The organism is Paraburkholderia atlantica (genome assembly GCF_009362785.1).
Lineage (GTDB): Bacteria > Pseudomonadota > Gammaproteobacteria > Burkholderiales > Burkholderiaceae > Paraburkholderia > Paraburkholderia atlantica.
Genome location: NZ_WHNQ01000183.1, coordinates 1 through 1361, shown reverse-complemented (window position 1 = coordinate 1361; position 1361 = coordinate 1). Strand labels below are relative to the sequence as shown.

Sequence of the window (1361 nt, the reverse complement as noted above, 5' to 3'; positions counted from 1 at the left end):
CTAGCAGGCTGTTGAAAAGCGCCCCGTCATGACGACCGAAGCTACGTTCAGGAGACTTGCGCGTGCAATTTCCCGCTGAATTACCGGTTTGCCGCGCGATCCGCGTGGGGCATGCGCACGCATGCAGCCCTGCTGGCGCGCAGTCTTCACGCCGTGACGGCTCATCGCGCCGCTCCTTGCGGCACCACCCCTGGCATTCGGGCCATGCGGGTCAGATTGCTCGCAACCATCGTCAGCTTGAAGTGCTGGTCGACGCGCTTGATACCGCGATAGACCGTCTGCCGGATCCGACCGACCGTTTTACCCCAGCCGAAATGCTCTTCGATTCGTTTGCGGATGATCTGGCTAATCCGGTAGCCCGTATGCCGCGAAGTGCGACCATCGATTGCGCTGCCGCCCCAGCGCTCATCGTTGCGCGCGACATGCGGTGTCACGTTGCGAGCGCGGCAATCGTTCACGAAGTCGCGGGTGTCATACGCCTTGTCGGCACCAACTGTCTTCGCATGAGCGCCTGGCACGCAATCGAGCAATTGCAATGCGCTGGCCCGCTCGGCGAAACCATCTGCGTGACTCACCACGGCGCCGACCACCAGCCCCGAGCGATTCTCCATCAGGATGTGCCCGTGGTAGCACAGGGTGGCCGGGCTCTTGTGGCTCTTCTTGAACAATCGCGCCTCCGGATCAGTAGTCGACTCGTGCGTGGCATTGCTACGTCGCTCGCCTTTCCAGTCAGTGTCGGCGTTGCGGCCACCGCCGGCTGGCGGACCATCGTCCGGGCCGTCCTTGCGGCGGAAGCTCTTGTGACTGGCCCACGCCTGAATCAGCGTGCCGTCCACCGAGAAATGCTCTCTCGACAGCAAGCCCCGCTTGTCCGCCAGGCTCATGACTTCGGTGAAGAACGCTTCCACGACTTCATGCTCCAGAAGCCGGTCGCGGTTCTTCGAGAACACCGAGTGGTCCCACACCGCGTCCTCAATCGCCAGCCCGACAAACCAGCGGAACAGCAGGTTGTAGCGCATCTGCTCCATCAGCATGCGCTCGCTGCGCACCGAGTAGAACACCTGCAACAGCAGCGCCCGCATCAGCTTCTCAGGCGCAATCGAGGCACGGCCGGTGTCCGCGTAGATGACGCTGAACAGCCCGTTGAGCCGTTTCAACGCGTCATTCACCAGCAACCGGATCGGTCGCAACGGGTGATCTGCCGGGACGAAGTCCTCGAGCTTGACCGTCGTGAACAGGGGTTCCTGCATCTCATCCATTCCGCGCATCGCATCCGCTGCCAAAGATCATGAACACGATATCCATAACGCCCGTCCCTCAAACCCCGTTTACACGGGACCCAAATTCAACAGCCTGCTAGG

1 protein-coding gene is annotated in these 1361 nt (G+C 61.8%); it reads right to left on the bottom strand.

Going from position 1 to position 1361, the window contains the following annotated elements:
- Positions 1-161: 161 nt before the first annotated feature.
- Positions 162-1268 (bottom strand): IS5 family transposase, encoded by a 1107-nt coding sequence (locus GCT19_RS42050; RefSeq protein ID WP_408582421.1) that lies wholly within the window; start codon positions 1266-1268, stop codon positions 162-164.
- Positions 1269-1361: the final 93 nt, after the last annotated feature.